Origin of the sequence: Tunturibacter psychrotolerans, from assembly GCF_040359615.1 — a bacterium.
GTDB lineage: Bacteria > Acidobacteriota > Terriglobia > Terriglobales > Acidobacteriaceae > Edaphobacter > Edaphobacter psychrotolerans.
Genome location: NZ_CP132942.1, coordinates 285967 through 310717, shown reverse-complemented (window position 1 = coordinate 310717; position 24751 = coordinate 285967). Strand labels below are relative to the sequence as shown.

Annotated in this window: 23 protein-coding genes; 9 read left to right on the top strand and 14 right to left on the bottom strand. The window is 56.8% G+C overall.

Features of this window, described 5'->3' with window-relative positions:
* The first annotated feature begins 118 nt into the window (after positions 1-118).
* From RBB77_RS01170 to RBB77_RS01155, 4 genes are all read left to right on the top strand, one after another.
* Entirely contained in the window at positions 119-2644 is a 2526-nt protein-coding gene (locus RBB77_RS01170) for an LPS-assembly protein LptD (protein ID WP_353064355.1), read from the top strand.
* A gap of 72 nt (positions 2645-2716) precedes the next feature.
* A complete protein-coding gene (locus tag RBB77_RS01165) occupies positions 2717-3709 on the top strand; it encodes a DsbA family protein (RefSeq protein WP_353064354.1) in 993 nt (330 codons plus the stop codon).
* 22 nt (positions 3710-3731) lie between these two features.
* Positions 3732-4850: a SurA N-terminal domain-containing protein gene (locus RBB77_RS01160; protein ID WP_353064353.1), complete on the top strand. Its 1119-nt coding sequence runs from the start codon at positions 3732-3734 to the stop codon at positions 4848-4850.
* Positions 4851-4893: 43 nt separating this feature from the next.
* Positions 4894-5895, top strand: coding sequence for a Gfo/Idh/MocA family protein (locus RBB77_RS01155; RefSeq protein WP_353064352.1), 1002 nt, complete (start codon positions 4894-4896; stop codon positions 5893-5895).
* 132 nt (positions 5896-6027) lie between these two features.
* Here RBB77_RS01155 and RBB77_RS01150 read toward each other — a convergent pair whose 3' ends face one another.
* On the bottom strand, positions 6028-7239 hold the full coding sequence (locus RBB77_RS01150; protein ID WP_353064351.1) for a DUF5715 family protein: 1212 nt from the start codon (positions 7237-7239) through the stop codon (positions 6028-6030).
* Positions 7240-7349: 110 nt separating this feature from the next.
* On the opposite strand from RBB77_RS01150, the gene RBB77_RS01145 reads away from it, so the two are divergent.
* Positions 7350-7769 carry a c-type cytochrome domain-containing protein gene (locus tag RBB77_RS01145; RefSeq protein ID WP_353064350.1) on the top strand — a complete coding sequence of 140 codons (420 nt, stop codon included), beginning with the start codon at positions 7350-7352 and terminating at the stop codon, positions 7767-7769.
* Between the two features lie 104 nt (positions 7770-7873).
* Here the strand turns inward: RBB77_RS01145 and RBB77_RS01140 are convergent, their stop codons facing one another.
* From RBB77_RS01140 to RBB77_RS01115, 6 genes are all read right to left on the bottom strand, one after another.
* Positions 7874-8110, bottom strand: coding sequence for a hypothetical protein (locus RBB77_RS01140; RefSeq protein ID WP_353064349.1), 237 nt, complete (start codon positions 8108-8110; stop codon positions 7874-7876).
* A 384-nt stretch (positions 8111-8494) separates the two neighbouring features.
* Entirely contained in the window at positions 8495-8965 is a 471-nt protein-coding gene (locus tag RBB77_RS01135) for a hypothetical protein (protein ID WP_353064348.1), read from the bottom strand.
* 2 nt (positions 8966-8967) lie between these two features.
* Positions 8968-9909: a hypothetical protein gene (locus RBB77_RS01130; RefSeq protein ID WP_353064347.1), complete on the bottom strand. Its 942-nt coding sequence runs from the start codon at positions 9907-9909 to the stop codon at positions 8968-8970.
* A gap of 28 nt (positions 9910-9937) precedes the next feature.
* The gene (locus tag RBB77_RS01125) at positions 9938-10399 is read right to left on the bottom strand and encodes a nuclear transport factor 2 family protein (protein WP_353064346.1); all 462 of its coding nucleotides are present in this window, start codon (positions 10397-10399) and stop codon (positions 9938-9940) included.
* Positions 10400-10431: 32 nt separating this feature from the next.
* A complete protein-coding gene (locus tag RBB77_RS01120) occupies positions 10432-10833 on the bottom strand; it encodes a hypothetical protein (protein WP_353064345.1) in 402 nt (133 codons plus the stop codon).
* Positions 10834-10885: 52 nt separating this feature from the next.
* Positions 10886-11269: a glycine zipper 2TM domain-containing protein gene (locus RBB77_RS01115; RefSeq protein WP_353064344.1), complete on the bottom strand. Its 384-nt coding sequence runs from the start codon at positions 11267-11269 to the stop codon at positions 10886-10888.
* 178 nt (positions 11270-11447) lie between these two features.
* On the opposite strand from RBB77_RS01115, the gene RBB77_RS01110 reads away from it, so the two are divergent.
* Positions 11448-12122: a hypothetical protein gene (locus tag RBB77_RS01110; protein ID WP_353064343.1), complete on the top strand. Its 675-nt coding sequence runs from the start codon at positions 11448-11450 to the stop codon at positions 12120-12122.
* A gap of 59 nt (positions 12123-12181) precedes the next feature.
* Complete coding sequence (locus RBB77_RS01105) at positions 12182-12514, top strand: CsbD family protein (RefSeq protein ID WP_353064342.1); 333 nt, start codon at positions 12182-12184, stop codon at positions 12512-12514.
* Positions 12515-12523: 9 nt separating this feature from the next.
* Here the strand turns inward: RBB77_RS01105 and RBB77_RS01100 are convergent, their stop codons facing one another.
* Positions 12524-13444, bottom strand: coding sequence for a hypothetical protein (locus RBB77_RS01100; protein WP_353064341.1), 921 nt, complete (start codon positions 13442-13444; stop codon positions 12524-12526).
* A gap of 167 nt (positions 13445-13611) precedes the next feature.
* Here RBB77_RS01100 and RBB77_RS01095 point away from each other — a divergent pair, with 167 nt between their 5' ends.
* A complete protein-coding gene (locus tag RBB77_RS01095) occupies positions 13612-13974 on the top strand; it encodes a hypothetical protein (RefSeq protein ID WP_353064340.1) in 363 nt (120 codons plus the stop codon).
* Between the two features lie 108 nt (positions 13975-14082).
* Here the strand turns inward: RBB77_RS01095 and RBB77_RS01090 are convergent, their stop codons facing one another.
* Positions 14083-14337, bottom strand: a complete 255-nt coding sequence (locus tag RBB77_RS01090) for a DUF3606 domain-containing protein (RefSeq protein WP_353064339.1) — start codon at positions 14335-14337, stop codon at positions 14083-14085.
* 180 nt (positions 14338-14517) lie between these two features.
* Between RBB77_RS01090 and RBB77_RS01085 the strand changes: the two genes are divergently transcribed.
* Positions 14518-15285, top strand: a complete 768-nt coding sequence (locus RBB77_RS01085) for a PEGA domain-containing protein (protein ID WP_353064338.1) — start codon at positions 14518-14520, stop codon at positions 15283-15285.
* Between the two features lie 94 nt (positions 15286-15379).
* Here RBB77_RS01085 and RBB77_RS01080 read toward each other — a convergent pair whose 3' ends face one another.
* The 5 genes from RBB77_RS01080 to RBB77_RS01060 form a co-directional block, all read right to left on the bottom strand.
* Positions 15380-15931 (bottom strand): hypothetical protein, encoded by a 552-nt coding sequence (locus RBB77_RS01080; protein WP_353064337.1) that lies wholly within the window; start codon positions 15929-15931, stop codon positions 15380-15382.
* Positions 15928-16500, bottom strand: coding sequence for a hypothetical protein (locus RBB77_RS01075; protein WP_353064336.1), 573 nt, complete (start codon positions 16498-16500; stop codon positions 15928-15930). The genes RBB77_RS01080 and RBB77_RS01075 overlap by 4 nt, the downstream gene beginning before the upstream one ends.
* Before the next feature lie 221 nt (positions 16501-16721).
* A complete protein-coding gene (locus tag RBB77_RS01070; protein WP_353064334.1) occupies positions 16722-17267 on the bottom strand; it encodes a hypothetical protein in 546 nt (181 codons plus the stop codon).
* Between the two features lie 286 nt (positions 17268-17553).
* A complete protein-coding gene (gyrA, locus tag RBB77_RS01065; protein ID WP_353064333.1) occupies positions 17554-20457 on the bottom strand; it encodes a DNA gyrase subunit A in 2904 nt (967 codons plus the stop codon).
* A gap of 189 nt (positions 20458-20646) precedes the next feature.
* Positions 20647-24228 carry a TonB-dependent receptor gene (locus RBB77_RS01060; protein WP_353064332.1) on the bottom strand — a complete coding sequence of 1194 codons (3582 nt, stop codon included), beginning with the start codon at positions 24226-24228 and terminating at the stop codon, positions 20647-20649.
* Positions 24229-24751: the final 523 nt, after the last annotated feature.

The window sequence follows — 24751 nt, the reverse complement described above, 5'->3', positions numbered from 1 at the left end:
CCGACTGCTCTTAGCGGCTTTGCTGTCCGGCAAATTGAATGCTTCCTGTACAGCCTTGAACGTTCGAGGAACGTGCTCCAGAAACGTCCGCGCGGCTGTTTACCTCTTGATAACTATCATGGTGCCCGCGGCAAGTCATCCACATCTGTGGGCACAGCAGGTGACGACTCAGGCAACCCCCCTCGCAGAAGATCAGCAGTCATCATCAAGCCTGCCGGACGCACCTGGAGCCAGGCAGTATCCGGTGGCAGAAGTGCTGCCCAATAACGATGATTCCACCGACGTCACCCTCGAGTCGGACGGAGACCAGAGTAAGACAGGAAGCGTCTTCTCGCTCGACAAAAATGTAGTCATCCACTATCGAGACCGAGTGATCCAGGCCGATCACGTCGAGTTCAACGAGGACTCCGGCGAGCTCACCGCGACCGGGCATCTGCACGTAAGCGGAGGGGCGAATCACGAGGACCTCACCGCCAGCCACGGCACGATGAACCTAAAGAACCAGACGGCAACCTTCTACGATGTGACTGGCTCGGTGGGGTTGAAGGGCGCGGGCGCCGGACGTACGTTGACCTATTCGAGCAGTAACCCGTTTCTGTTTACCGGGCGCATGGTGGTGCGAACTGGGCCGCAGTCCTATGAGATTTACGATGGAACGCTGACGACCTGTCAGCTGCCAAACCCGGACTGGATGCTCAACGCTGGGAAGTTTACAGTCGACAGCGAAAAGGCGAAGGCGCAGAACAGCATCTTCCGCCTGATGAATATTCCCGTGCTGTTTCTGCCATATGTGACCCATCCGGTGGACTCGGAGCAAAGGCAGACAGGCTTCATGATTCCGGTGCCGGGGTACTCCTCGACGAAGGGATTCACGCTGGGCGAGGAGTTTTACTGGGCCATCAATCGCAGCACCGATCTGACCGTCGGAGCGCAGTACTACTCTCTGCGCGGATGGGAGCAGTCAGCGACGTTTCGATATCGCGGCCTCGGGAATAACTTTGCGAAGGCCAGATACACCGGCCTGCTCGACCGCGGCATCGTCACCAACGGTGTGTATCTCAATCAGGGTGGGCAGGATGTCACGTTTTCGGGCCGCCACGACTTCAGTTCGCAGACACGCGTGGCCGGCGATGTCGAGTATCTGAGCTCGTATGCGTATCGCGAGGCGTTTGCCGAGAACTTCAGCGTGGCAGTTTCGAGCGATATTCTTTCGATTCTCTACGGCGTGCATGAGTGGGATGGATATGCGGCGTCGGCGCGAGCGGATCGATATCAGGGGCTGAAGCAGGCAGCTGTGGCCGCGACTCCGACCACGCCAGCGGTCCCTGAAGAACAGATAAGGATCTTTCACGCGCCGTCGCTGGACTTCAACAGCACAGAGCATGAGATCGGCAGGACTGGATTGCTGTGGAGTGTTGATGCGTCTGAGGCCGGATTGTCGCGAGTGCAGCCGGATTTCTCCACCGGCGGGTTGACGCAGCGGTTCGACTTGCATCCCGAGCTCTCCTATCCGCTGGGCTTCGACGGATGGCGAATGCGGGCCTCCATTGGCGTGCGGGAGACGGCCTACAGCAGAAGCAGGCAAGTTCCCTACAACGACACCGGAATACCGGTCGAGCTGCCCAACCCGTTGAATCGATCGGATCTGGAGATTGAGGGCGACCTGCGAGCTCCAGTGGTGGAGCGGGTATTCGATTCGCCAGGAGTAGAAAAGTTCTTCGGCGGCAACGATGTGAAGCACACAATCGAACCGGAGCTCACCTACCGCTACGTCACCGGAGTCAACAATTTCCTGAGTGTTCTGCGCTTCGACGACGTCGACATCGTAAGCGATACGAATGAGCTGGAGTACGGAGTGACGCAGCGGCTGTTTCTGCGTCCAGTGAAGAATCGGCCCTGCAAGGAGAGGCCGGAGAGCACGGCACAGTCCCAGAACTGGGAGGACGACATCGGAAAGGTCCAGACCAGACAGATCGCTGATGCGAAAGATTCGCTTCCCAGCTGTGGCAGCCATCCCCTCATCAGCTGGCGGCTTGCGCAGAAGTACTTCTTCAACGAGAACTTCGGCGGCGCGGTCATCAATGGGCGACGGAACATCTTCGACACAACGCTGAACTTCTCGGGGATCGCCTTTTTGACGGAGCCTCGGGCGATCTCCCCCCTGATCTCGCGCCTGCGGGTTAGGACCTCAGCCCATATGGATGTGGAGTGGGACTTCGACCTCGATACCGGTGCCAAGAAATTCACGTCTAACAACGTGCTGGTGGACGTACACGAGAACAACGTCTTTGCCGGGTTGAGCTATGCGCGGCTCAACGCTCCCGGTCGCTTCTACACCGAGGGAGTGATCTCGGCGGTCTCGAACTTCAACCAACTGCGGCTGTTACTCGGCTACGGTTCGCCGACCAAACCAGGTCTGGGCATCGCCGGCAATGTAGGTCTGGATCTGAACGCGAACAACACCGGTCTGGTTCAATATGGGGCCGTGCAGGGGTCCTATAACTGGGACTGCTGCGGCTTCAGCGTTGAGGTTCGGAAGTACGAACTGGGCTCGGTGCGAAATGAGACGACCGAGAGATTCAACTTCACGCTCCTGAATATCGGGACCGCGGGCAATCTGCGGCGAACGGCAAGCCTGTTTTGAGTCCTGACGGCGCGGTTGTCAGAGGGGTCCGCGACCTGTTTAACCGCCTCTGCGTGAGATAATCAAGATATTGTGCAGATTGCTGTGAAGCCGTTCCGAACCCTCATCTTTGCCCTTACGCTGGCCGCCCTCGGCTGCCATGCCCAGACTCCGACACAGACCGCCGCAGACGGCCCCGGGAAGCTCTCGCCGGAGCTCGTGCGCCGCGTCGAGGTGATGATCCGGTCCCACGCCCCGATTCCGGCAGGCTATGTCATCCAGGTCGGACCTCGCACCAAAAGCGAGGTGCCGGGCTTCGACAAGATCAGCGTCTCGTTTCTTTCGGACGGCAAGTCGAGCAAACCGACAGACTTTTTGATTTCGACTGACGGCAATACCTTAGCTCAGTTCAGCAAGTTCGACATCAGCAAGGATCCGAAGCTTCTGGTGAGTGGAGACGGCCGTCCGGCGCGCGGCGGTCCGGCAAACGCTCCCGTGCTGATCGTTGGATTCGACGACCTGGAATGCCCCTACTGCGCCAAGATGCACGAGCAGTTGTTTCCGGCACTGACGGAGCGCTACAAAGATCAGATTCACATCGTCTATCGCGACTTTCCGCTCGATCAGCATCCATGGGCCATGCGCGCGGCAATTGACACAAACTGCGTCGGCGCGAAGAGCGCGACGGGTTATTGGAATCTGGTGGACTATATCCACGCCCATGCCGCCGATCTGGGCGGTGCGGAGAAGAGTCTCGCGAAGGCCAACGAGGCGCTCGACACGCTGACGCGCGATGAAGGAAAGAAGCAGAATTTGGACGCCGACGCACTCAATGCATGCATCGCGAAGCAGGATGCAACCGCGATCAAGGAGTCGATCAAACTCGGCGAAAGCCTGGGCGTAGACTCGACTCCCGCACTGTTTATCAATGGCGAAAAGGTGGAAGGAGCACAGCCGGTAGAAGACGTGTATCGTATGATCGATAGCGCGCTGGTTGCCTCCGGGCAGACGCCGCCGCCACCGCCAACGAAGACACCAATTCAGGCACAGCCTCAAACCCCGCCGGCGACCAAACCCGGCAACTAGCAGAAGAATGCAGGAGATCTGGATGCGGAACACCGAGGACGTGCCGAGCTTGTCGACCGATACCGAACGTACTTTTATTACGCGCTCTTTTCGTAACGTCTCTGCTCCGGTAGTTCTGATTTTGGCGTCCGGGCTGCTGCCGATTGCAGGTTGCAATCGTGGACACAACGCGGACGTGGTCGCAACGGTGAATGGGCACGCGATTATGCAGGCTGATATGGATAAAGCTTACAAGCTCCAACTCGGAGATCCGGCTCAGCAACAACAACCCTCACAGGAACAAGCGGACTCGCTGCGACTGAATGTTTTGCGCGAGTTGATCGACGAAGAGATTGTCGAACAGCGCGCCTCGAAGATGAATTTGACTGCGACCAACGAAGAGGTTGATGCGAAGCTGGCCGAGATGAAAGCGCCCTACACGGAGGAGCAGTTTCAGCAGCGTCTCAAAGCGAGCAATCAAACCATCGATGATGTAAAACATTCGCTGCGCCGAAGTCTCACCATCAACAAGCTGTTGAATAAAGAGATCAACTCGAAGATTACCGTCACCGATGCGGATGTAACCAGCTACTACAACCAGCACAAAGCTGAGTTCAACCTGCTCGAGACTAAGTATCATCTGGCGACCATTCAGGTAACGAGTCAGCCGTCGCCGCAACCGGGAAACCTGCAGGGAAGCAAGGCCACCAACGACGTCGAAGCGAAGAAGAAAGTTCAGGCGCTGAAGAATAGGTTGGACAGCGGCGAAGACTTCGGCACGATCGCGAGCAACTGGTCGGAGCAGCCCGAAACCGCACCCAATGGCGGCGATATGGGTTTCGTCGGCGAGTCGCAACTCCATACCGATCCGACGGTCTTCACGGCAGTAACAAAGCTTAAGGCCGGCCAGATCACCGAGATTTTGCCTTTGCTCGATGCTCAGACAAAGAGGCCAGCAGGCTATGCGATCTACAAACTGATCTCGCGGGACCCCGCCGGACAGCGCGACGTGAACGATCCGCGAGTCCAGCAGGCGATCCGGCAGCAGCTTCGTGACGTACGCTCGCAGCTACTGAAGAGCGCCTACCTCGAGATGGTCCATGATCAGGCCAAGGTAGAAAACTTCTTCGCCGAACAGATTTTCAAGAACGACGCCCACTAACTCTCCAACTCAATCTCGCCACTCAATTCCTTTGGGAGGTCTCATGACGCAGTCGCCGGTGCGGTTCGCGATTCTTGGCTTCGGCCACCATGCAGTCAAGCGACTCTTGCCGGCGTTTCCCAAATGCGACCTCGCGACGCTCGGTGGGATGTGGCGAAGGGATCACGCGGCTGCACTCCAGAACTGCGCCGAGTATAAGATTCCTCATTGCTTCCAGACGCGGGAGGAGCTTTGCTCTTCGCCCGATGTGGATGCTGTCTTCATCACGTCGCCAGACGCAATGCACCTCGACGATACGTTACTGGCATTGAAGCATGGCAAGGCTGTGCTCTGCGAAAAGCCGCTGGCGATGAGCGCGGCAGAGGCTGAAGAGATGAACGCCGCTGCCAGGGCGGCTGGACTGCTCTTCGGCGTTGCGCAAAACTTTCGCTATAACCGCAGTCTGGAGTGGATGCGAGATCAGATTGCGGCAGGACGCATCGGTAAGCCGCAGCTCGCGCGTGCAGAGTACTGCTACGCGGCCAACAACTCTTCCAGAAAGTGGATTGTCGACGCGACCCTGGCCTACGGCGGTCCGATTGGAGACGTCGGCGTGCACTGCATCGACGCGCTGCGCTTTGTTCTCGGCAACGATGTGGTGAGTGTCAGTACATTGGCCCGGAAGGACGCGTCTTCGGGCGAAGTGGAAGCGGTTGCCTCCCTGCAGATGGAGATGACCGGCGATGTCTTCGCGACTGTGACGACGAGCGCACGTACACCCTACCGCTCGTTTGTGGAGGTGAACGGGAGCGACGGGGTGATGTACTCCGAGGGAGGCCTGACCGTCGACCGTCCCGTGCAAATCGTTGTGCGTCGAGGTGGCGACGTAGAAGAGACCGTCACCCTGGACAATGGTGACGGCTACACCCGGATGCTCGATGGTTTCGCGGCGGCCCTGCGCGGTGGCAATGACTTCGCGGCCACCGGCGAAGACGCCATTCACAATATGCAAGCGCTCGATGCAGCAATGAGGAGTTGGCGGAGTGGGGCTCGCGAGCTCCTGTAATTCGTTACGCAGACTGATTTGAAAGGGCTGTCCCGCCGGACGGGCCTCCTGCGCGGAGTGCGGCCATTCCATGGCTTTCTTCCCTGACTACTGAAATTCTCCCGTTCGCCCCATTGCTAGCGGAGGTGGCCGTTAGCGCAGAGCAGCAGCAAGCGCCGACGTTCCGCCGTGACGCAGAATGGCGAGATCGCGCTCAGGAGCGGGCGGCAGGTATTTTTTGTAGACGCTCACGTGGAAACAAGACTGCTGAAACTCCTCCTCGACGTCCACTTTTCCCTCTTGCACCAGCGGAAGAAGGTAGCCGCGAAGCCAGGCAATTTCAGCAAGCGAGAGGCCGTGTTTCGCGATGTCGATCGCCTGCCCGGTGAGATGAGGCGACGCCGTATCTCCCTCGGCAGGTGCAGCATTGCCGTTGATGTGCATCAGATGCTGTTGAAACTCCACCGTACGCACTGCGGAGTTCACCTGGAGTGGCGTGTGGAAGCGTGCGTAGTGAGCGCGTGCCAACGTGGCCAGAAACTGCGCAGTCCACGGGCGGCAATAACGGCGATTTGTCGGGAGGCGATCGTCCACCTGCAGCGACTCATTCTCAGGCAGCGCAACGAGCAGCCTCTTGGTACGCATATCGAGAAGATCGTCGTCGTTCTGAATTCGAGACAGGCCGTCACGATCCGCAACTTCGTTCTGATGAACCAGAATCTCGTGAGAGCCTTTGAGCGGCGGAGGGACGATAAGGTGTCCACGCTTGTTGTAAAGATTCGGCAGAATGACCGGAGTCGAAGCGACCTCTTCGACGCTGGCCAGTTGTGGCCTCTCTGCAGCTGGCCGAACGACACTAATCACAGGAACAGGCTTGGCCACCGAAACAGGCTTCGACACGGTGGTGGGCTTGCGCGCAGATACCGTCGGCGCCTGTCGGGTCTCGTTGAGTTCTTCGGGACGCGAGGTCCCGTGGATCGCGACCGCCGCCTGGGTCTCAACCTGAGTGGACGTGGCCGCCTTAAGAAAATCCTCCGATGTAGCCTTCTGCGGCGCGGTCGCCGTCTGTACAGGCGCAGGAGTATTGACAGCATGGCGCAGTCGACGTCGTGAGGGCGCTTGCGCACGCACACGCGCAGTTACAGGAGGATCAGCCTTGGGCGCATCGTGATGTTTTGGGCTATGAACCGCATGGGTCGGCTTCGCACCCGACTTGTGTTTCGTCTGATGCTTCTCCGTCGTAGCCGCGACGGTCTTCTTGTGACCCGAGGGGTGGTGCGTCTTTTTGGCGAGGCCGCTCGCAGAAGATAAAGACAGGACTGCAAGCGCCAGAAGGGCCGGTATGGGGGCGTTCAAACGCATCATGTTTTCGGAGGCGCGGAACGCCAGAGCACTTTCTACGTTAAAGGTTGGTGAGAGAACGTGTAAGTGACGAAGTGGGTTCCGTATACTTATCGATTAACGGGGAGGAATGAATGAAGAGGTTGCCGGTGGGTTTTGGCTTGATCGCCATTGGGTTAATGGGGTGGGGATTGCAGATGGGAACCGCGAATGCGGCAGCGCAGGACGAGGCAGCGAACCCGGAGTTCTACACAACAAAGGTGCAGCCAATCTTCCAGGCGAACTGCTACAGGTGCCATGGCGGAATGAACCATCGCGGAGGTCTGAACATTCAGACGCGCGCGGGCATGTTGCAGGGAGGACACGACGGCCCGGTGCTGATTCCCGGAGACGCGTCGAATAGTTTGCTAGTGAGGCTGATTCGCCATGAGGGGCCGCCGAAGGATCCCATGCCGATGCCGCCCAAGCAGCCAAAGCTCTCCGATACCGACATCGCCACGGTCGAGAGATGGGTAAAGGCTGGGGCCATCATGCCCGACGAAGTGCAGAAGTAAGGGCTGCCGCATAGCCAGTCCTCAATTTACTGCCGCACATCTCCGGCGCAGACGATAAGCTCCTTGAAGCTGGCAGGCACGGCCCTCGAACTTCGATCTGCAGCTTATAACGAAGGGGACGGTGTGGTTCCGGGGTCTGATTTTGGTTGCGTTTTGACGAAGAGGTTCTTGATGCGGCGCCGGAAGTAGAAGAGCACGCCAGAGATCGTCGCACTGATGCCTTGAAACAGGAGGAGACCGGAACCTGGGTCGACGTAGGCGTGCGCCTGCCGCTCGAAGGTAAAGCTGAGCGCAACAACAAGCATCACGGTGACGGCGACAAGTTTGAGCGTGTGAGTCATTCTTTGGTATCCCCTGGGGAGGTGCGCCTCGGCGAGCGCAATCTCACTTGAAGTGAAGACGTGAAGTACAACCAAAAGTTTCGGTGCGATGAATATTTTCATATTCCAGGGCGCTGAGCTTTTTTTTGCTTGCGTTTCGTCGTCGAAAGATCTAGAGCGATCCTACTTAATCGCCGGCAAGAAAGATAGGGTTTCATCGCTGAGTCGCATGACAAACCTGGGGTGTGTACCATATCGGGATACATCCGATCTTGCTTCGCGCGGAGCATCTCCTGCGTGTCTACCTGTCAGAAACGCAACGACTCGAGGAGCTTCCTACAAAATCCTGCGAAGCCGCCCGATGCGAACTATCACAAGAAGTAGAGCTATTCCGTCGTCACCGCGCTACACCGACACACCCGCCGCCATCACCACCCCCTTCGCAGCAGTTGCGATCTGCCCCATATCCTTTGTCGAAATGGCCATTGCCAGAACGATCACCGAAGACGCGATGCCCACCGCTTTATCGATGTCCTGAAGATTATCGAGCGCCTTATCCGCCGCTTGCGTAGCCAGTGAGATCTCGCTCACTGCCTGATCGGCATTTGCGAGCGTAAGATTCGCCGCTTGAACAGCGAAGTTCCCGGCAGTAGTCATTAGCGAGTAGACGTAGCCCTGAAGTTGAACAATCGCAGGATCTGTCAGCTTGCTCCCCGCGCTAATCGCATCGAGTCGAACCTGCCCGACCTCCACAGCGATGTCATGAAAAGCCTGCGCCAACGCCGTCATCTGATCGTCGGTAAGCGTCGTATCAACAGGCGCCGCTACCGCCTTGGCAGCAACCTTCGCCGCAACTGGCTTGGAAGTTTTCTTCATGGCTAATTCGACCTCGACTGAATATCTGAGAGCGCCGACTTCAGCGACTCGACGATCGGCCCAACTTGTCTTGCCACTTCGACCATGCTGACCTTCTTACCAGCCTCGTCCTTCAGCTTCGCATGCAACGCACCCAGATCGTCCATCGCTTTGGCATAGTTCGCAACCGCGTCCTTGCGAGTCTGCAACGCAGTTTTGTCATGGGCATATTGCCGCTGCACCAGGATCAGAGCGAGCCGTTCATTCGAGGTAGCGCTGGCCATCGGCCCTTGATAGAAGGTGTCAAGACCAAGCTCCTCGTTGCCCAGCAGCACACCATAGTCGCCCGTAATCACCTTCTTGAGCGATCGCGTAAGCGATTGAACGGCAGCATCATTGGCAATCACCAGCTGACCGAGCTGCTTTTCGCGATAACCATTGGTCGCTGCGTCTGCTAAAGCCTTCATCAGATTTTGCGCATCATTGCCTGCCGTAATCGCAGTGGCCGAAAAAGCCGTATTTGTGCTCGACGCAGTTACATTCTGGTCGATCGTTGCGTCGTAGCCCAGCGGCTTATTGGAGGAGAGCTTTCCAAGAGCATCGAAGTAGGCAATAAGCGCCTCCTGATCCTTCGCAAGATGATCGGCAAGCTCCTGATAAGGTTTGCAGTCCTGTGCCTGCTCTGTCTTCGCCCGCTCTGCTGCTGGCGTGTTCTCAAAAAGCGTATTCCGTCGTGCGCAGGTTGCGGCGACATCGTTGGAGACCTTCGGTAGCGCGATCCTCGCTTCATCGGAGAGTTTGGAGAGACCGGCAGCATCATCCAGATCGACACAGCCGTTCAAGGACGCGCAGAGCGTCACAATCGCGAAGCTTTGAAACCAAAGAGTCCGGCCAAACCTCGGTACTGACACAAACACCTCTTTCCAGGGCAGATCGAATGTATGCCAAATCCCTGAACGTTGCATCCCTGACTGAGCTTCCTACAAACCGAACTCAAGGCTTCGCAGGCGTCTCCGTATGAACCTGTGCCAGCCACTTCCCGCTCTTGGGCTGTCGAACCCAGACAGTCACCGAGTTGTTGTCATTGATCTTCAAAGTGGGATTATGTTCCGTGCCGCAGTTAAAGGTGTTCAACACGTGATAAGCGGTGAGCGCCGAGTCTGGAGTCAAGATGCGAACCTGTAGATCCTGAAGTTCGTAGGACTCAAGCTTGCAGTGCTTCAGTGTGATCAGAAGCGTATCCAGAGCCTGAATGTGCTCGTCGACCTGAATGAAGTCCTTTGTGAAGAGACTGCGAACCGTCGCGAAGTCGCCTTCAGCCATGGTGGTCCAAAGATTTTGTTCCAGCTTGACGATGTCGACGGGAGCAGGGGGCTGTGCCGCAGGGGTTTGAGCAAACGCACTCGAAGCAAGGAGTGAGGCGAGGACAATAGGGAGGAGACGCATGGCAACCATGTTAGCGTCTGCCTCCCTCTTTTGTAGCGGAGTTAGTTGGTGGCCGCTGGTCTCGTGCCGACATGCCGCACAGCAGCGTCGACGATGGCATAGAGCAGTTGTCCGTGATCGGTCTTCGCTTTGGCTTTGATATATTCGCCGGTGCGTTTGCCAGCCTCAGCGTTATCGGGCAGAGTCAGTCCGCGCACCTGCGCCGAGATTCCAGCCAGCTGCTGAATGATGTCAAAGAAAGTAGCTTCATTCTTCCCGGCAAGCTGCCAGCAGTCCGACACCGTGCAGGTAAGAATCTGCTCCGTATTCCAGGTGTGACTGGCGGCGGAGTCCGCCGCAGCAGAAGGAGTGATCGTGGGCGCCGCAGGCTGTTGAGCCGACGCAGTCAGCGTAGCCGCAGAGGCCAGAGCGAAACAAAGAGCGAGGCGATGGATCATGCGCATTGGAGTCGTCCTTTACGTTCGTAGTTGAAGATCTAGCAGTGGTGATCGATGTCTAGTAGTGGTGATAACGATCGTCGCGGTTATTCTGTGCCGCCTGGCCGACCACGGCGCCCACACCGGCGCCAGCTGCTCCGCCGATGATGGTCCCCTTGAGTCCACCACCAAACAGCGCTCCCAGCACCGCCCCGCCACCCGCGCCGATCAACGCGCCTTTGCCCGGTCCGATGCCGCCCTGATTATTGCGGTAGTGGTCGTCATGGTAGCGCCGGTCGCGGTCGTTATAGTAGTTGCCGCCGTGGCCGCCTTGGCGCACTCCGTTGTAGTAAGAGCTGTTGTTGTTGTGATGCTGCGCATAACCGGCAGTCCCAAATCCCGGAACCATGCCAGTCGCGATTAGCAGAGGAGCAAGCAGGACCGCATCTCTTATCTTGGTCATTCCCGGTTTGATGCCGGATCGCGCGACCAAGTCATCGCCGACCCTCTAAATCACCCAACCATTAGCCTTAGAACTCGAATCCTCGCCGATTTCCAACTCCTAACCCCCAATTTCGTCTATTTCATGTCTCGAATCGTCTCTTCTTGGGATAACTTCAAAGAGCGGGATTGGAGGGTTAGTGAACGATTTGATTCGTACCATTTCGATCCTGGTCACAGCAACGGCGCTGGCCGGCACAATCGCCTCGGCGCAAACCGCCCCCGCACCCACCCCGCACAAGCCCCGACCCTCCGCCAAAACAACCATGGCAGTCTGGTCGCCCGACGTCCAGAAGGCCCTCGGCATCTCCTCCGACGACTTCAAAGCCGACGGCCTCAACAAACTCACCCAGACCCAGCTCACAAACCTCATGACCTCCGCCCGCCCCGACCCCAACAAGCATTGGCTCGTGTGCCCAGCCAGCGGAACCGCCCCCTCCGGCCTGATCCGCGTCCTGGTCACCGTCGCCGGCGATGACTCCACCGGCGCCATCGCCGGCCAGATCCTCCACGCCATCAGCTCCCTCACCGGCGTCCTCATCGTCGACACCGCCGCCGCCGCCGACCGCGCCCTCCACGTCGTCATCCAAGAGCAGACCACTGCCAAGCGCACCATCGGCTTCACCGCCTCCTACCTCACCGCCACTCCCTGCACCGAAGAAGTCGCCGGCAAAAAGAAGGATGTCGAGCTCAAGGGCACCCTCGGCACCTACACCGACGCAAAGGGAGCCGGCCTCGCCACCGACCTCGCCGGCATGCTCGATCAGGATCTCCAGCCCCTCCGCGCCGGCAGCACCGCCCCTTCCACCCGCTGAGGGTTTTTCCTCACACCAACCCGCAACAAATTGCATCCTACGGCCAGGAGGGTTTCGCCATGAAGGGTTTTCCTTGGATTCTCGCCGGTATCGGAATCGGTATTGCCGTCGCCTACGCAGTCTTAAACAGTGAACCGCAGCCAGCCTATGAAACCATCGACGACAACCTCGCCGACGCAGCTCACAAGACATTCGCCTGGGGCACCAGACAGCAAGTCAAAGGCAAAGCCACCGCCGCTGCCGGAGCCATCAAGCAGGGCGTCGGCAATCTCACCGGCAACCAGGACCTCGCCGACGAGGGCACTGCCGACCGCATCGTCGGAAACGTAAAGGACGCCGCCGGACAAGTCGGCCAGGCCGTAGGACAAACCATCCACGACCTCAATCGCTAACACGCGCCGCTAAGTAATCGTATACAGCGGCGCAAACTCCGGAATCCCCGCCGTCTGCCCCGCGATCCACCGCAGCACATACACCTGTGCCGGCTCGGTCAGCGAGTGCGTCAGCGCATTCGGCACCACCTCCAGGATCACGTGCGCCGCCGGATCCCGGTAGTAGTCGATATCCGGCTCGATCATCACGCAGCTCACCCCGTCGATCATCTTCGTATCGTTCTCATGAAACGTCAGCTGCACGTTCGCCTCGCCAAACTGTATCTGCTTCCAGCTCGACGTCGCCCCCGGATGAAACAGCCCCGGAGCATTCTCCACCGCAAACTTCCCCGCCGCCGCCGCCACCTTCACCTGGTCGATCAGCCTCACATCGCACCACCCAAAGAACCGGTCCTGTGCCGGAGCATACGGCGCATCCCATCGCACCTCTTTGATGTAGTCCAGCGGCGTACCCTGCGACAGCGCGATCTGGCTCATCGCTTCGCCCAGGTTCAGCAGGCACGCCAGCGACTTCTCCGTCTTGTCCAGCAGATCGTCATACCGCGCCGCCCCTGTCGCATCGCTCACATCCCCGCCGAGAAACGGATAAGCCGCCAACGCCTCAGGCCACCGCGCGTTCACGAAGCTGAACCCCGGATCATTCGCGATCAGCATAATGTCCAGCGTCTTCTCGTACTGGTTCGAAAGCTTCACCGGCACATACCCAGCCTGTTGATACCCATCCGCCGAAACCAGCACCGTGTAGTTATCGAACAGGTTGTCATAGAACGGCAGCCCCTCAAACGTCATATCATTCGTCGTGTAAAACTCCCGAATCTGCTGCTCCTGTTGCCCATCGACGATGCTGACCAGAAAACTAGTCTGCTTCGAAAACAACTGCCGCGTCCCATCAAAGATCCGAAGCCGCAACGAGCTCGTATTATCCGCCATAGCTCTCCCCTCTAAAGAAAACCAAGGTAGCACCTCCCGCCACGCTCCGTCGTCACAGTCTCATAAACGAGTCCTTCGCATCAGCGCATAGGGCAACCCCGCCGATCCATACAGAGTCGTACCTATCAGGTGAGTGCAGCTGTAAAGCTGCCCGTCTGGAGGTTCTTATGATTTTTCGCAAAAATGCTTGGGCCCATCTAATGCTTGCTGGTGTGCTTTCTCTCAGCGTTGTGCCCGCTGGCTTGGCGCAAGCTACGCAAGACAGCGATGTGAACAGTTGGTCTGCGCCACGCGGCTACGATATGGCTTATCCCGAGAATGGCACCCCCAACATGGTGGCTCGTCAAGGCTATGCTGCAGGCTTCAACCAGGGAGCGGCGGACATAGCGCGTGGCACGTCGTTCAAACCTACTGACAACAAGGCCTACGCCCACGCGAAGATCCCCAAGGGGATGGACAAAGACGCGTTCAAGACGGAGTTTCGTGAGGCATTCGTGAAAGGCTACACCAACGCCTACAAGGGCCAGTAGCACACGCGAAATACCACAACGCTAAGTAACAAAACAATGCCCGCTTTCATTGACCACGCATCAGTCACGAAAGCGGGCATCTCCCTGTCATCTGTAATTTGCCAGCTGTTATTTGTGATGTGCCAGCGCAGCGCGAACCTTCTCCACATGCGTACCATGCACGCGGATCGCCTCATGCAGCTGATCGCCCGTCACACCAAACTCCTTCGCCCAGTAATGAATATCGGACGACATCTTCGGATTAATCTCCTTCGGATCATGCGGGCCTTTCTCTGGCTCGACGTGCTCCGCATGAGCGGTGCGAACTTTTGACTTCTCAACCTCTTCGTGTTCATGCGGCCGTGCGGGATCTGGATGAGACATTAATTCACTCCTCTTTCGCGTTCATCAGGTTAGATGCGAAAAGTGGTGAAGTATGCGCGCCCTGAGAATCGTCTACGACTTTCGTAGCAAAGTTACGAAGGTGTTACTTGTCTTCTGAATGGAGACAGCGTAGCTTTCGGATTGACTTTCAACTTACTGAGATTAGGTCGTACGAAAAACATGCGTTACCCCCTTGCTTCACTTTTTTTGGTTCTTTCTGGATTTGGCAATTTCGCCTTAGCGCAACAAAGTGCAGCGCCCGCTGTACCTGTAAGTGATCAAGACAAACCCCGCGTCTACATAACCGATAGCAACTCTTGGTCAACCCAAAGCTCGGCGGGTGGATCTCACGGCGCGTTCGGTGCCAGCTCTTCAGGCGGAGCGAGACCGCAGACTGCTGAAATCATCAAAACCTTCGGACAGCGTTGCCCGCAGATCACCGTCAACAACCGTGCCGACGCAAGCAACTACATCGTTGAGTTGGATCACGAAGGCGGCAAAAGTGTCTTCGCCCACAAGGACAAGATCGCGGTCTTCGTTCAGAAGACAGGCGACTCGATCTTCAGCGAATCAACTCTGTCGGTCGGCGGCTCCGTTAAGGACGCATGCGCAGCGCTCCTCGCTCATTGGTCCGAGCACTCCAGCGAACTTAAGACTCCTACAACTGCAGTCGGTCAGGGCGGTCTCGGTGAAGGCGTGTCCGGCGGAACATCGTCCGCATCCACAATAGCTTCCGCTCAACAGTCTTCGATAACCGTGGACGCAAGCGCTCCAAACTGTGATATCGAGGTAGACGGAAACTTCGTTGGAAACACACCGTCAACTCTCAATCTCACACCTGGAAAGCACCAGGTTACGGTGAAGAAAGCTGGCTATCAGGAGTGGTCAAGGAGCATGCTAGTGGCGAGCGGCTCTGTGAGGCTTAGCGCAGAAATGGTTAAAAAATAGAGCAGATTACAACCAAAGCCCATCTCAGCGAAAATTCCACCGCTGAGATGGGCCAAGAAGCAACTCGAATGCAAAGCGCCAAATACAGCAATATTTAGAATGCCAGCAGCCGATCGAAAAACGAGCGATATCGTCGCAGTGCCTGTCTCAGTTCTTCGGTGGATACGTTATCCCCCCGATCCCATTGATGCTCAAGCTCCGTGCGAGTCGCGCTGAATTGTTCCGAGATCCGCGTCACCAAAGTCGCGACAAGCTCGTCCGCCTGTTTCACAGCGGTCCTCGGCTCGTCCACAAAACCAATCTGAGCCTTATCCCACTTTGCGCGAAGATCGTTCAACTCAATGGTCGGGAACAGTTGACCCGGCTGGTCAGATCCAAGCGTCGAATCTACCCCTACCGCCGTCTGGTCTACGCTCGCTCTGCCGTCCGCATATCCGTCGTCTGTCCTTCCAAAAACTCGCGGCTCCCGAACAAACGCAACATCGTTCCCATCGATAGCTCGCCCATCGCGTACAAGATCATCGCGGCGATCGTCGATGACCTCCGTTGCGGTCTCCGCCGGATAGATCCTTCTTTCAGAACCCGGAACCCGGTTTGCAACTTCATCTGCCGTCAATCTTGCATCATCACGAATTTCGCCAATCATGCTACCTCCTTATGGGTCGCGGCCGTCACGCCCAGTAACTCGTCAAACAGGGAACGAAAGTGCACCATGGCTCGTCGCAGGTCCTCAGTCGTAGACTGGCCCTTCGCATGGCGCAAAACAATGTCGTGCGCAGTCCGGTAGTTGCCGACAGTTGTGGGATAGTGAACCGAGATATCTTCGGCGCGCCGATCGAACTCACTCATGGGATAACCCCTCGAGTTCATCACGTCTGTCACCAGCCGATCTGCCTCGTTCACCGCGCCTCTGGGATCGTCCACAAACTGCTTCTGGACAAAAGTCCACTGATGCAGATACCGATCGCGATCGGCAGTCGGCAGCTCACGGAGCTTCAGCGCCGACACACGCCTCTCCCGCTCCACAAGAACGCTTTCAGCAAGCCTTGGATCACCCTGCTGACGTACAACCCGGTCATACTCCGGTCCAAACTTCTCTTTGAGCCGCGCTGAACTATTGCGCCGGTTATACAAAACCACCGCCGCAATCACCAGCAATACAACTACAGCAACAATCGCAACCAATACCTTCGGGTCCAGTGCTCTCGGGTCCATACTTCACCCCCTTTGCACTCCTTGATGCCGTTCACACCAGGCCGCGTTGTGCTGGCGACACCGTTGTCTGTGGATTGTTGGTGGCGCAAAGGCCCCCGTCATTGCTATGCAAAACACACTAATAAGACATGAACAGTGGGCCACGTTCAGCAACTTTTAAGCATCTGTGCTGATGCGGCTTCGACAATTGTGGAAGGACGATGCGCTTGGGGCCACAACAATCAATCGCCGGCAGAAGCTGTCGAATCTTCCTGCGCCGTCCGGCTACGCACGATGGCGTAGAGCTTCTCCTCGCCTATCACCCTGCGAAGCTCCCTGAACGCAAACAGAGGAATGAACGCGCAAAACACAATGAGCGCTCGTGCCACCATATCCTCCCACTGCAGATGGTGCCAGACCGTCCCACGCGGCTGCCCATGAATGATCCGCTTCACCACCTCTTCCACGATGTGAAACACCAGCACCAGCACCGAGAAGACAACCGACTTCAACAGTACAGACTGCCACAGCGGCCTCTTCTCATAGCCCCTGCCCAGGTGCATCATCTCCCCAATAAGAATCACCTTGCCGATCACCAGCGCATTGACGATCGCGAAGCCGAAGCTCAGAGCGTCGTTGGTGACGTCATACTTCTTCAGCAGCAGCATCGTGTACGCCACCAGCGCACAGAAGAAGAACGCCAGATACGAGGCGATCACCCAGAACTCAATCAACTCATGCTTAACTCTCTGCGTGAGACTGACCTTTGCCTTCTCGTTGTCGCTCATCGGAGTTCTCCTAACGCGGCAAACCCCATCACCACAGGGCGCGCGACAGCGAAGCGAGAAAAGAATAGCAGCCCCACCCCGACCTCATTCCCAAAAAGGGAACAACCAAAAATAAATCCCCAAAACCTGGCGCATTTTTCGAGCCCCAAAAACTGACTGCTAAAAGACCACGTTCACCACGCAATCCACCACGTTTACACCACCGAATCACCACAAGAAAATGCCCGTTTTTGCCAAAACCCCAGCAAAAACGGGCACGTCCACCCACAAAATAAAAATCACAAAACTACTGCAGCAAAGTTCCCTCTTCCGGCTGAGTCTTAGCCTCCTCCGGAGGAATCACCACAGCAGCCGCCACCTTATCCTGATCCTCAAGATCCAGCAGCTTGACCCCCTGCGTACTACGCCCAGCCGACCTAACACTCTTAGTATCAATGCGAATGATCTTCCCAAACTGGCTGATCACCATCATCTCGGTCGTGTCATCCACCAACTGAATGCTCGTAACCTTGCCAATCTTAGGAGTAGTCTTCATGTTGATAACCCCTTTACCACCACGAGATTGCAGCCGGTACTGGTCAACATCCGTCCTCTTGCCAAACCCATTCTCACTAACCGTCAAAACCAGGCAAGGCGTCAAACCCAGCTGTTTATCAAGCTTTTCAAGCTTCGCCGCAACTTCCGCTGAAGCAACCGGCGCCGCAAGTTCCCCAGGCTCAGCAAGTTCCAGCGGCTGCGCATCAGTCGACACCGTTGCCTCATCGATCGCCGCCTCCACCTGATCCGTAAGCCCCTTCTGAGCAGCACGTTCCAGCCGAGCCTTATTCCGCGCCTCGTTCGAAGGCGTAACCGCCGCCCCAATCACATAGTCGCCCTTCTTCAACGTAATGCCACGATTCCCGGTAGCCGGCCGACCCATCGGACGTAAGTCCTGCTCATTGAACCGGATAGCCATACCATCATGCGTAGCCAGGAAGATCACCTGTTCGCCATCCGTAACCCGCGCAATGATCAACTCATCGTCCTTGTCAATGTTGATAGCGATAATCCCACGCGCCATCACATTCGAAAAGTCCTTCAAAGCCGTCTTCTTCACCGTTCCATTGCGCGTCGCAAACAAGATGTACTTGTTGTCTTCCTCCAGATCCTTGACTGGAAGAATCGTAACGACCTTCTCCCCGGGCTGCAGAGCAACAAGCGAAGCCATCGCCTTACCCTTACCCGCAGCGCCCACGTCCGGAACCTCATACACCTTGAGCCAGTAAACGCGCCCAGTATTGGTGAAGCACAGCAGATACGCATGCGTAGAGTCGATGATGAGCTGCGCGACGAAGTCCTCTTCGCGCGTCTTCATCCCGAGACGCCCAGTGCCACCGCGACGCTGCTGCCTATAAATGGAGATCGGCGTGCGCTTCAGGTAGCCAGTGTTCGACACCGTCACCGCCACCTGCTCGTCTGTGATGAGGTCCTCAAGCTGTAGCTCAGCGGTCTCATCGATGATCTGCGTGCGGCGAGCATCGCCATACTTGTCGCGAATCTCGGTGAGCTCTTTGACAATTACCTTACGCAACTTCGCAGGCGATGCAAGGATCGACTCAAACTCAGTAATGTTGTCGCGGACTTCAGCGAGTTCCTTGAGAAGCTCGTCGATGGAAAGCTGAGTCAGGCGGTAGAGCTGAAGTTCGAGGATAGCGTCGATCTGCTTGTAGCTGAGAATCAGTGTTCCGGTGGCGCTAAACGCCATGTCGACGCCGTATTTAGCCGGATCGAGCGTAACACCGCGAAGCTCAGTTCCGCGAAGGTTGATACGTTTGTTCGAGAAGTAAGAGAACAGATTCTCTCGGGCATCGGCGCGGCTCGAAGACTGACGAATAATCTTGATGACGTTATCGAGATGGTCGAGCGCAATCTGGTAACCGAGCAAAATGTGTTCGCGGTCGCGGGCCTTTGCAAGAAGAAATGCAGTCCGTCGACGAACAACCTCGGTACGGTGATCAAGAAAGGCGCGAATCGCCTGATCGAGCGGCAGTTCTTTTGGCTGACCGTTATGGACAGCCAGGAAGATCATCGAGAACGACTCCTGCATCTGCGTATGCTTGTGCAGCTGATTCAGAACAATCTGGCTCTCTGCACCGCGCTTCAAGCCGATGACGATACGCATGCCATCGCGGTCGGATTCATCACGGAACTCGTCGCGAGCGATATCGGTGATGACGCCCTCATTGACCAACTCGGCGATACGCTCGATGAGCTTCGACTTATTAACCTGATAAGGAATCTCAGTAACGATGATCGCCTGACGACCGCCGGAGATATTCTCAATGCTGCACTTGGCGCGCATCATGAAACGGCCACGGCCGGTGCGGTAAGCGTTAGGAATGTTCGTCTTGCCGAAGAGATAGCCGCCGGTAGGAAAGTCTGGACCGAGAACATGCTCGAGCACCAGATCAAGATCAGACCGGTGATCCTGCGGAGACTTCTGCAGCAGCGAGATACACGCATTCACGATCTCGGTGAGATTGTGCGGCGGAATATTGGTCGCCATGCCGACAGCGATGCCCGAGCTGCCATTGACGATAAGGTTCGGAATCCGCGCTGGCAAAACCGTAGGTTCAAGCGAGGACTCGTCATAGTTGGGCGAGAAGTCGACCGTGTCGTAGTCGATATCGGCAAGCATCTCACCGGCGAGCCGGGTCAGGCGAGATTCGGTATAACGCATCGCCGCAGCGGAGTCGCCATCGACTGAGCCGAAGTTTCCCTGGCCATCTACTAACAGATAGCGAAGAGAAAATGGCTGCGCAAGCCGCACCATGGTGTCGTAGATCGCCGAGTCGCCATGGGGGTGATAGTTACCCATAACATGGCCCACAACCTTGGCGGACTTGGTGTACTTCTTATTGAATTGGAGGCCCATCTCCTGCATGCCGTAAAGGATGCGGCGATGAACGGGCTTGAGACCATCGCGGACATCGGGCAGCGCACGGCCGATGATGACCGACATCGAGTAGTCGAGATACGACCGGCGCATCTCCTCCTCAATATTGATAGAAAGCATGAACGCGGCGCCGCGGCCCTGAACGGTCGAGCCATCTGGAGGAGATCCTGCCGGGGGCGGGTTGTTTGAATTAGCGTCCTGCGGGGAGGGTGCGTTGGGGTTCTTCGGGTCCTGCGGAAACAGATCGTCAGCCATGGTGTACTTCCATGATAAATGCTTGATTCGGCGGGGTAAAGCCGCGCACGAAGGGCATTTCTGGACGGAAAGAGTATGTGCAGAAAACGCGGCACTTACAGGGAATCTAGCGAGGAACAGGTCGCGCAGAATTAAAAAAGAAAGGGACAGGCTTTTGGCCCGTCCCTCAATAAAGGTACTGCAGTTTGGTTAGAAGTTGATCTTCCCAGCGAACTGCAGGAAGCGACGCTCATCGTTCGCGCCACCCGTCACACCGCCCTTGGAGGCTTTGACCGGATACGCGGTTCCTGCGGCATAGGGGCTGCCGGCTGTTTGAGGGTCTGATGCAAAGGGGTTGTTCCCGTACGGTGCGTCCGCGTCTGTGCCGGATTGAGCGACGTCGAGGGTCGCTCCCTGAATGTACAGGTTGTGGTGGTTCGTCACATCGTAGCCCTCAGCCCTGAGCTCAAGATTGACGCCCTCGTGGATGGGGAACTGCTTCGCGATCGAAACGTTGAAGTTATAGGCGCCGGGACCACGGAAAGCGTTACGGGCCGTCATCGCTGCGGGGTAGGGGCCAAAGTCTGAGATACCGAGAAGGGCTGCGTTAGAGATTGGAACGGCCGTTGGAAGTGAGCCGATCTCATAGTTGTCTGCTCCACCACCGGTTACGCCCTTCGGAATCGACTTGAAGGTGTGTTGGGTGACAGGCGTGGACGGGGTATAGCGAGGAATGCTGTAGCCCGAGCTGTCGTTGGTGGAGTCGTAAAGGGTAAACGGAGTTCCAGTGCGTGCGGTAAAGATACCGGTCAGCTCGTATCCTCCGAGGACTTCGCCGAGAAGAGTGGTCTTCTTCGCGAAGTAAGGCGTGTGCCAGATCGGTGCGATGACAAGGCGATGACGAATGTCGAAGTCGCTGTTGCCGTGATCGAGCGCCGGATTGTAGGGGTTGGTGTAACCAAGTGAGAAGTTGCCTGCGGAGGTTTCAGAGAACGTTGTGCTCAAATCGTCCGTGGCGTGTGCAATCGTGTAATTCGCAACCAGAGACAATCCGGTGCGATGGATGTTCTGGGTCGTGAATTGAAGGTTGACTGCTTGATAGTAGGAGTCGCCATTCGATCCGCGGTTGTTATCGTTCGAGAAATGCGAATTGGCGTAGGTGAGCGCGGAGTTGCCGCTGACAGGATCCGTAATCGGATCGCCGAGATAGAAGTTCCCGCTGCCTGCGATGTTGTAGTTCTTGATGTCGTAGAGGTGAAGTCCACGGGCACCGTTGTAGGTCAGTTCGACCAGGCTTCCGTGACCAACCTGCTGATCGACAGAGAGCGAGTAAAACTGAGTCTGCGCAGTGCGGATGTTCTGGTCCACATGCCGCAGACTGGTTGGGGGCAGAGCAACGGAGGCTCCAGAACCTGCGAGAGGACCAGCGTTGGAGTTGGTGACCACAGGGTTCAGCCCGTTCCCCTGCTTGATCACAACGACGGCGTAGTTGGGTGGGTTCTGAATCACGTTGAAGGTGACGTTGCCGAAGTTGCGCTCATAAGAGATACCGTAACCGCCGCGAACCGCAGTTTTGCCGTCGCCGAAGACGTCATAGGCAAAGCCGATGCGTGGAGATGCAGTACCGTACTGAGGCTTCCAGAGTTCCCCGATGGGGCTGTTGGGGGTGGTAAGAACGGAGCCATTGCGGACCTGCTCCGGAATGCTGCTGCCGGGGCCGTAGTAGAAGTTCGCGTCCAGGTTTCTGTTGTTGTTGTGCTGAACCCCGTAGTACTCATACCGCAGACCGTAGTTGAAGGTGAACTTGGAGGTCATCTTCCACTGATCCTGAACGTAAGCTGCCCAGTCGTGGAAACGATCAGAACGTGCAAACTGGGGCTGAGTCGTCGGGAGGTTGATCGTGCAGCTCGGGGTTTGCGAAAGCGCCCCGGTGTAAGCGTCGCGAGAGCAGGGAGTGGCTCCCTGAGGATTGACTGCCGCTTGAAACTGGAACAGGCTTCCGGTCAAAAAGTTGGCGAGTCCAGTCGTTGTGTTGTTTCCAAGTTGCTCGTTGGCCTGAGCATAGGCACCGTAAGCGCTGTTCTCCTGAATGTAGAGAATTTGAGCGCCGCCTTGAATCTGGTGACGTCCCTTGGTCAGGTTCATATCCTGATTGATTTGAACCGTGTTCTGCGGTCCGCCAAAAGGCAAGCCTCCGTTAGCGGGATTGGTGTCGTAAAAGCCAGGGAACTGAAATGGCTTGCCCGTGAACGGATCCTGCGCGTTCGGCGCAACGATCAGGGTGGGTGTCTGTTGCAGTGATGTGTCGTAGGCGTTGCTTACGTTGAGGCGCGCAAAGCTGGCCTTGGTAACACTGGAGAGCGAAGGGTTGAACTCATGCGCAACGCTAAGCAGATAAGCCTGCCCGATGTTTGACTGACCTACGTTGTACGCCGCATAAGGAGTGGAAGATCCAACCGCAGAGCCGGGCGCATCCACTTCGTGGTAGTTCACGTAACGGAAGAACGCCTGTGTCTTCTCGCCCAGGTTGTAGTCCAGACGACCGGTGACATTGTAGGTGTTCTGGGGAAGTCCACCGCCAGCATCGTTTGCCGTCGAGTATCCAATATTGTTGAAGATCGGCAAGCTCGGATCGAGAGTGGGATAAAGAGGAGTTGCAGGAGAAGTAGCTGTTGCAGGCGTGCCTGCCTGAAGGTTTGTCGTGGTGCTCAACACGTTGAACTTCTGATTGCCGCCGTAGGTGGAGAAGAAGCTCTGAACGTTCGCTGGAGCAGCAGCGAGAAGCTGCGCGCTCGGAACAACCGCAATCTGATTCGCCGAACTACGAACCCGGGTAAGCTCGGTCGATGCAAAGAAGAAGAGCTTGTCCTTGAGGATGGGTCCACCCACCGCGCCCCCGAATTGGTTACGCGTATAGTTGCCCTTCGCCAAACCAGCCTGGGCGTTCGCTACTGTGTTTGCGGTCGTTGCGCCAAGACGATTGAACTCCCAGACTTTCCCATGATAGGCATTGGTACCGCTCTTGGTCGCCACGGCAACGACACCACCGGACGCACGTCCATACTCCGCGCCGAAGTTGTTCGTAATGACGCGATACTCCTGAACAGAGTCGATCGGCACGATGATTCCCACCGAATCTCCGAAGACGGTGATGTTCTCAACGCCGTCCAGAAGGATCTCCGTGCCCGAGTTGCGCTGACCGTTGAGCGAGAAGTTAACGCCGCGGTTTGCTCCATTCTGAACCCCGCCCGCCGCGGTATTGTCACCGGAGGAGATGTTGCCCGAGAGAGCGACGAAGTCATACGGATTGCGGGTAAGCGATGGCAGCTGCGAGATCTGCTCCTGGTCGATCACCTGCGAGACTTCAGGGGTTTGCGTATTCACCTGGACGTTTTGCGTCGCCGCAACGTCGATCGTGACCGCATTATTGCTGACCTGCAGTTTTTCATCCGCGGTGACATGGCCTCCGATCGCCACTACGACGTCGGTCTTTGTCGTTCCAAAGCCCGAACTGGTCGCTGTAACCGTGTATTCGGCCGGCTGCACGTTGGTAAAAGCATAGATACCGGCAGAGTCAGTCTTGACCTGACGCTCGGCGTTCGTGGCTAAGTTTTTAAGCGTGACGGTGGCGCCGGAGATGATTGCGCTTGTCGAGTCTGTGACAGTGCCTGAAACCTCGCCGGAAGATTGGGCGATTGCAGCGGGTGCCGTAAGGAGGGCGAAGAGAGCAATTGCGAAAATGGATATCCATTTCGCAAAAGGATGCGACTGAGGAAACTCATTAAATTTCAACTGTATAGGCTCCGTTCAAGGGGTCTTTGTTTGGGTAGAGGCGACGCGATCACATCGCGCAGGGAGAGGAATATAGCCTGTTAATGCAAGTTGAGTGCCAAACCGAAGCAGAGTCGGTGCCAAGTCGAATCAAACAGTTGCGGCGAGCAAAAAGTTAACATTCTATGAAAATATGTATTTCGACGTCCCTTGCCCCGCCCGCACAGCGACTCTCGCTCGGTCGCGGCAATGTACCTTTTTTACGGGGTCGGCATGGCCCCCATCTGCGAGACCCCTATTCCCCTGACTCGCCCGGTCACTCCCTTGGAACCATCCCCGGTCGCCGAGAGCCGCATTTGATTTTTTTACCGGACCCACACCTCGAGCAAACCGCAACCTACAGGACCGAAGACCTTTGTTGATCCAGTTTTCGGGAGAAGAAATTCTCTATTCCATAAAACAGGATCGCCACAAGGGTTAACTCACTAGTTATGTCGCAAAAAAATCCTTGGTTTAGCTGGCTTTTCGAGTCGGAGAAATTTCT

Coding starts and splice junctions, on each gene's coding strand:
- RBB77_RS01155 (WP_353064352.1), top strand. CDS start 4,894: ATGACGCAGTCGCCGGTGCGGTTCGCGATTCTTGGCTTCGGCCACCAT.
- RBB77_RS01130 (WP_353064347.1), bottom strand. CDS start 9,909: ATGCAACGTTCAGGGATTTGGCATACATTCGATCTGCCCTGGAAAGAG.
- RBB77_RS01145 (WP_353064350.1), top strand. CDS start 7,350: ATGAAGAGGTTGCCGGTGGGTTTTGGCTTGATCGCCATTGGGTTAATG.
- RBB77_RS01105 (WP_353064342.1), top strand. CDS start 12,182: ATGAAGGGTTTTCCTTGGATTCTCGCCGGTATCGGAATCGGTATTGCC.
- RBB77_RS01070 (WP_353064334.1), bottom strand. CDS start 17,267: ATGAGCGACAACGAGAAGGCAAAGGTCAGTCTCACGCAGAGAGTTAAG.
- RBB77_RS01140 (WP_353064349.1), bottom strand. CDS start 8,110: ATGACTCACACGCTCAAACTTGTCGCCGTCACCGTGATGCTTGTTGTT.
- RBB77_RS01075 (WP_353064336.1), bottom strand. CDS start 16,500: ATGGACCCGAGAGCACTGGACCCGAAGGTATTGGTTGCGATTGTTGCT.
- RBB77_RS01115 (WP_353064344.1), bottom strand. CDS start 11,269: ATGACCAAGATAAGAGATGCGGTCCTGCTTGCTCCTCTGCTAATCGCG.
- RBB77_RS01125 (WP_353064346.1), bottom strand. CDS start 10,399: ATGGTTGCCATGCGTCTCCTCCCTATTGTCCTCGCCTCACTCCTTGCT.
- RBB77_RS01135 (WP_353064348.1), bottom strand. CDS start 8,965: ATGAAGAAAACTTCCAAGCCAGTTGCGGCGAAGGTTGCTGCCAAGGCG.
- RBB77_RS01160 (WP_353064353.1), top strand. CDS start 3,732: ATGCGGAACACCGAGGACGTGCCGAGCTTGTCGACCGATACCGAACGT.
- RBB77_RS01095 (WP_353064340.1), top strand. CDS start 13,612: ATGATTTTTCGCAAAAATGCTTGGGCCCATCTAATGCTTGCTGGTGTG.
- RBB77_RS01080 (WP_353064337.1), bottom strand. CDS start 15,931: ATGATTGGCGAAATTCGTGATGATGCAAGATTGACGGCAGATGAAGTT.
- RBB77_RS01100 (WP_353064341.1), bottom strand. CDS start 13,444: ATGGCGGATAATACGAGCTCGTTGCGGCTTCGGATCTTTGATGGGACG.
- RBB77_RS01120 (WP_353064345.1), bottom strand. CDS start 10,833: ATGCGCATGATCCATCGCCTCGCTCTTTGTTTCGCTCTGGCCTCTGCG.
- RBB77_RS01150 (WP_353064351.1), bottom strand. CDS start 7,239: ATGATGCGTTTGAACGCCCCCATACCGGCCCTTCTGGCGCTTGCAGTC.
- RBB77_RS01085 (WP_353064338.1), top strand. CDS start 14,518: ATGCGTTACCCCCTTGCTTCACTTTTTTTGGTTCTTTCTGGATTTGGC.
- RBB77_RS01170 (WP_353064355.1), top strand. CDS start 119: ATGGTGCCCGCGGCAAGTCATCCACATCTGTGGGCACAGCAGGTGACG.
- gyrA (WP_353064333.1), bottom strand. CDS start 20,457: ATGGCTGACGATCTGTTTCCGCAGGACCCGAAGAACCCCAACGCACCC.
- RBB77_RS01090 (WP_353064339.1), bottom strand. CDS start 14,337: ATGTCTCATCCAGATCCCGCACGGCCGCATGAACACGAAGAGGTTGAG.